Source organism: Kitasatospora sp. NPDC059817 (genome assembly GCF_042731835.1).
Lineage (GTDB): Bacteria > Actinomycetota > Actinomycetes > Streptomycetales > Streptomycetaceae > Kitasatospora.
In genome coordinates this window covers 44,569-50,267 of the sequence record NZ_JBHWIR010000019.1, presented here as the reverse complement: position 1 = coordinate 50,267, position 5,699 = coordinate 44,569, and the positions used below count along the sequence as shown (strand labels likewise).

Annotated in this window: 4 protein-coding genes; 2 read left to right on the top strand and 2 right to left on the bottom strand. The window is 71.5% G+C overall.

Annotated elements, in window-relative coordinates:
* Window positions 1-136: 136 nt before the first annotated feature.
* Entirely contained in the window at window positions 137-781 is a 645-nt protein-coding gene (locus tag ACFV61_RS06960; RefSeq protein ID WP_363375491.1) for a response regulator transcription factor, read from the bottom strand.
* Entirely contained in the window at window positions 769-2,037 is a 1,269-nt protein-coding gene (locus ACFV61_RS06955; protein WP_244293481.1) for a sensor histidine kinase, read from the bottom strand. The genes ACFV61_RS06960 and ACFV61_RS06955 overlap by 13 nt, the downstream gene beginning before the upstream one ends.
* Window positions 2,038-2,335: 298 nt before the next feature.
* Between ACFV61_RS06955 and ACFV61_RS06950 the strand changes: the two genes are divergently transcribed.
* Entirely contained in the window at window positions 2,336-3,070 is a 735-nt protein-coding gene (locus tag ACFV61_RS06950; RefSeq protein ID WP_063351478.1) for an ABC transporter ATP-binding protein, read from the top strand.
* A 3-nt stretch (window positions 3,071-3,073) separates the two neighbouring features.
* Window positions 3,074-5,644: an FtsX-like permease family protein gene (locus ACFV61_RS06945; RefSeq protein WP_063349709.1), complete on the top strand. Its 2,571-nt coding sequence runs from the start codon at window positions 3,074-3,076 to the stop codon at window positions 5,642-5,644.
* The last annotated feature ends 55 nt before the right edge of the window (window positions 5,645-5,699 follow it).

The following is a 5,699-nucleotide window of genomic DNA, read 5'->3' as shown; positions in this document are numbered from 1 at the left end:
CGCCCCCCCGGGGGCCCGGCCCTCCCCCCCCCCCCCCCACCCCCGGGGGGCGGGGGGGGGGGGTTTTGGGGGGGGGGGGGGGGGGGGGCGCCCCCCCCCCGCCCCCCCCCCTCTCCGCGTGTCCTGCTTCGGGCGTTCAGGCCCGCAGGTAGGTGAGCACGGCGAGCACCCGGCGGTGGCCGCTGTCCGGCGTGGGCATGTTCAGCTTGGCGAAGATGTTGCCGATGTGCTTGTTCACCGAACTCTCCGCGATGAACAGCATCTCGGCGATGGTGCCGTTGTTGCGCCCCTCCGCCATCAGTGCCAGGACCTCGCGCTCGCGCTGGGTCAGCGAGGACAGCGGGTCGTCACCGGCCCGGCGGACCATCAGCTGCGAAATGACCTCCGGGTCCATCGCGGTGCCGCCGTCGGCGACCCGCTCCAGCGCGAGCAGGAACTCCTCGGCGCGCCCCACCCGGTCCTTCAGCAGGTAGCCGACCCCGGAGGCGCTCTGCGCCAGCAGCTCCGTCGCGTACGCCCGTTCGACGTACTGCGAGAGCACCAGGACGGGCAGGTTGGGCAGTTGCTTGCGGGCCTCGACGACGGCCCGCAGGCCCTCGTCGCGGAACGTCGGCGGCAGCCGGACGTCCACCACGGCGACGTCCGGGCGGTGTTCGAGCAGCGCGGGCAGCAGGTCGTCCCCGTTGTCCACGGTGACGCACACCTCGTGCCCCTCGCTGTTCAGCAGCAGGACCAGCCCCTCACGGAGCAGGGCGTTGTCTTCGGCGATCAGGATCCGCATGGAATCTCCACCTTCAGTACGGTCGGGCCCCCGGGCGGGCTGAACAGATCGGTGGTCCCGTCGAAGGCGGCGACCCGGCGCCGGAGTCCGAGGATGCCGCTCCCCGTGCCCTCGGTGGCGCCGCCCTTGCCGTCGTCCTCGACCCTGATCGAGATGGCGTCCGACGCGATCCGCAGCCACACCAGCGCGCTGCGCGCCCCGCTGTGCTTCGTGATGTTGGTGAGCGCCTCGGAGATCACGAAGTAGGCCGCGGCCTCGGCGGCGGCGGGCGCGCGGGGCGCCGCGCCGGCCGACTCGTCGATGTCTATCCGGGTCGGGACCCCGCACAGCGCGGTGAGCGCCCGGACGGCGTCGGTCAGCCCGCGGTCGGCGAGCACCGGCGGGTAGATGCCGCGGACGAGGTGGCGCAGCGACTCCAGCGCCTGCTCGGCGAGGTTCTGGGCCGCGTCCACCATCTCCGGGACCTGCTCGGGCCGTTGGCCGAGCGCGCGCTTGATCATGCCGAGCCGCAGCGAGACGGCGACGATGCCGGCCTGCGCCCCGTCGTGCAGATCGCGTTCGATCCGGCGCAGTTCGGCGTCGTGCGCGTCGAGCGCCTCGGCGCGGGTCACCGAGAGTTCGCGGACCCGCTGCGCGAGCGCGACCCGGGGGCGGGCGGTCAGCAGCCGGCGGGACATCCGGGCGTGCACGAGGGCCAGCCCGCGCATCGCGGCCATCGCCACCACGGCGTAGCCGACGCCGATGAACACCGCGACGAAGGACTTCAGCCACGAGTCGACGTTCATCAGGATGATCGAGTTGCGCTCGCCCGACGCGAGCTTCCACCACACCGGTGCGGACAGCCAGTTGAAGGCGTTGCCGCAGATGCTCAGGGCGAAGATGCACAGGGCCGAGCCGACGACGCCGTGGGTGATCACCCAGACCAGGTCCTTGCGGACGGCCGGGTCGCGCAGGGAGGGCTTGCGGGGGCCGGTGCGGCCGGGCTCCAGGTCGCGGTAGGGCGTGCGGACCTCGGTCTCCAGCAGCCGGCCGACCCACCGGCGGTGGACCTCCGCGTACCTGCGCAGCACCCGCAGTGTCCTGGGCAGCAGCAGGAAGCCCGTTCCGACCAGGCAGAGCGCGAAGATGATGGCGATCAGGTAGAACAGCAGCAGCCCGGCGAGTCCGGTCATCAGGCAGAGCAGGACGTAGCCCGCGGCCGGAGGGAAACGGATCACCGTCTGGCGGACCCACTGCTCGGGTTGTAAGCGTCGCAACTCGGCAATGCTGGGGGCGCGCACGGCTCCTAAAACCCTCCGAGTCGTCATCCCGATCACCCTACCACCGTCCCAAATGCGGCGGTGGGTGGCACTTTTCTGCACCATCGACTCTCCAGTTCGTGCCCTGGTTCCGCACCTGCTCCAGGACTTACCTTCGTGAACGTCAAGTAGTGCGTGCGAGTGGTGGAGGCCGGAAGTGAGCAGAAAGGGACGCGGAGCGCGGACGGAGGAGTTCCAGAGCGCGGCCGCGGAGGAGGAGTACGCGGCGCCGCCGCGGCCGGACGGCAGTGCCGCTCTGGACGCCCACTGGGTCGTCCGCCTCGACGGGGTCCGGAAGACGTACGGCAAGGGCGCCGGGGCCGTGCACGCGCTGCGCGATCTGTCCCTCGCCTTCGCCCGGGGCACCTTCACCGCGGTGATGGGTCCGTCCGGGGCGGGCAAGAGCACCTTCCTGCACTGCGCCGCCGGGCTGGACCGCCCGGACGCCGGCTCGGTGGTGCTCGGCGGTACCGAGCTGGCGCAGCTGAGCGAGGTCGATCTGACCATCATGCGCCGGGAGCGGGTCGGCTTCATCTTCCAGGCGTACAACCTGATGGCGGCGTTGACCGTCGCGGACAACATCACCCTGCCGCTGATGCTGGCCGGCCGCCAGCCGGACCACCAGTGGTTGCAGCAGGTCGTGACGCAGGTGGGTCTCGCCGACCGGATGAGCCACCGGCCCTCGGAGCTGTCCGGCGGCCAGCAGCAGCGGGTGGCCATCGCCCGGGCGCTGGCGGCGCGGCCCGAGGTGGTCTTCGCGGACGAGCCGACCGGCGCGCTGGACACCCGCACCGCCAAGCAGGTGCTGACGCTGCTGCGCGAGGTCGTGGACAGCCTCGGACAGACGGTGATCATGGTGACCCACGACCCGATCGCCGCCTCCTACGCGCACCGCGTGGTGTTCCTCGCGGACGGGAGCTACGCGGAGGAGATGACGCACCCCACTCCGGACCGGGTGGCCGAGCGCATGACCCGGCTGGGGGAGTGGTGAGACGTGTTCAGGCTCGTCGTACAGACCGTCAAGGAGCGTAAGGCCGGGTTCGTCGGGGCGTTCGTCGCCCTGTTCGGCGCGTCCGTGCTCGTCACGGCCTTCGGAATCATCCTCCAGTCCGGCATCGGCAACGGGGTGCCGGTCCAGCGCTACTCCGGCGCTGCGGTCGTGGTCGGCGGTCAGAAGCACTTCACGGTCCACGAGGCCAAGAAGAGCAAGTCCAAGGACCTCAAGGACGCCGTCGGCGTCCCGATCGACCTGGTCGACAAGGTCGCCAGGACCGAGGGCGTCGACAAGGCCGTCCCGGTGCTCACCTTCCCCGCGCAGGTCGTCTCCAACGACGGCGAGGAGTTGGTCAAGGGCGCCGACGACCGGACGTCCAACGGCACCAACTGGGGCGCGGCCGCGCTCGGCCCGTACGACCGCAACGGCGACGAGCCGAAGCGCGCCGGCGAGGTGGTGCTGGAGAAGTCCGTCGCCGACCACCGCAAGGTGAAGGTGGGCGACAGCGTCAAGATCGCCTCCACCCGGGACGCCAGCTCGTACAAGATCGTCGGCATCGTCACCTACAAGGGCGGCGGCGGGGCGCTGCGCACCCCGCCGGTGTTCTTCTCCGACGACGAGGCGCGCACCCTGTTCGGCCGCACCGACCAGGTCAGCGCCATCGGCGTGCTGGCGCCCAAGGACACCAACGCCGGCAAGCTCGGCGACCGGATCGACAAGGCGCTCAAGGGCTCCGCGATCGACGTCTACACCGGTGACGGGCGCAGCAGCGTCGAGAACCCGGACGTCGCCTCGGCCCGGGGCAGCCTGAAGGAGCTGGCGGGCTCGCTCGGCGGCACCGTCGTGCTGATCACCATGATGGTGGTGGGCAGCACCCTGGCGCTCAGCGTGCACCAGCGCCGGCGCGAGCTGGCGCTGCTGCGCGCGGTCGGCGCGACGCCCAAGCAGATCCACAAGATGATCTCGGGCGAGGCCCTGGTGATCTCGCTGGTGGCCTCGATCCTGGGCTGCTTCCCCGGCATGCTGGCCGCCGGGGTGCTGCGCGGGGCGCTCGGGGCGATCGGCATCCTGCCGGACGACTTCGAGTTCTCCTACGGCCCGATCCCGGCGATCGCCGCGGTCGGCATCGGCGTGATCGCCGCGCAGGTGGCGGCGTTCGCGGTGGCCCGCCGGGTGGTGTCGATCCGGCCGGTGGAGGCGCTCAGCGAGGCCCAGACCGAGCAGCCGGGCATCGGCGGCGCCCGGGTGGCCATCGGGATCCTGCTGTTCGTCCTCGGCTTCTGCGCGTCGCTGCTGCCGCTGTTCTTCGGCAGCATCTTCGCGGTGGCCGCGGCCGGCAGCGGCGGTCTGATCATGGTGATCGCGATCCTCATGCTGGCCCCGCCGGTGGTGGCGAAGGCGACCAGGCTGATGGCCGCGCCGTTCCAGCGGCGGTTCGGGACCCTCGGGTTCCTGGCCGTGGCCAACACCCGGGCCAACGCCCGGCGGCTGGCGGCCGGCATCGGCCCGCTGATCCTGGCGATCGGCTTCGCCTCGGTGCAGCTGTTCATCCCGACCACCACGTCGGGTGCGGCCGAGGCGCAGGCCCAGGCGGGCGTCGTCGCCGACTACACGGTGACCAGCGATTCCGGCGGCCTGCCGGTCACCGCGCCGAAGTTCATCGCCGGCCTGGACGGGGTGGACGCCGCGGCCGGGACGGTGCGGGTCGACCTGTTCGCCTCGACGAAGATGCTCGGCTCGCCGGAGATCTTCGACTACAAGGCGCAGGGGCTGACCCCGGGCAACCTGAGCCGAGTCGTCGACCTGGACGTCTCCGAGGGCTCCCTGGACAACCTGTCCACGGACACGGTGGCGATCAGCAGCGGGGCTTCGGCCACGCTCGGCGCGGGCGTCGGCGGCCAGATCAAGGTGCACATGCCCGACGGGCAGACGCTGGAGCCGAAGGTGATCGCCGTGTACAAGCGCGGCCTGGGCTTCGGCGACATCACCCTGTCCTACGACACCGTGCTCCAGCACAGTTCGCGCCGGATGTACGACTCGGTGCTGGTGCGGGCCAAGGACGGCGCCGACAAGAAGAAGGTGATCGGGGAGCTCACCGGGCTCAACGACCGCTACCCCGGGGTGCACGTCCAGGACAAGGGCGGCCTGTCCGCCGCCCAGGAGAAGGCCGGCACGGCCAACCTATTCGGCAGCGCGCTGCCGCTGGTCCTGGTCTTCGGGTACATCGCGGTGGCCGTCGCCAACACCCTGGTGATGACCACGCTGTCCAGAGCACGGGAGTTCGCGCTGCTGCGGCTGGTGGGCGCGACCCCCGAACAGGTCATGCGGATGATGCGCACCGAGACGCTGATGCTGATCCTGATCGCGGTGGTGGTCGGCAGCCTGGTGCCCATCGTGCCGTTGATGACGGTGAGCATGGGCCTGACCGGGTCCCTGGTTCCGCACATTCCGCCGCTGCTCTACCTGGCGATCGTGGCGGCGACCTCGGCCCTGGCCGCGGCGGCCGTTCTGGTGCCGACCAAGCTCGCCCTGCGCGCCCGCCCGGTGGAGGCCATCGGACTGCGCGAGTAGCTCCGCCCCCACCATTGCCACACCGACCCGCCGATGGGGTCCGCGACCGCGGACC

Excerpts from the sequence above, each read along its gene's own strand:
- ACFV61_RS06960 (WP_363375491.1), bottom strand. The coding sequence starts at position 781 with ATGCGGATCCTGATCGCCGAAGACAACGCCCTGCTCCGTGAGGGGCTG.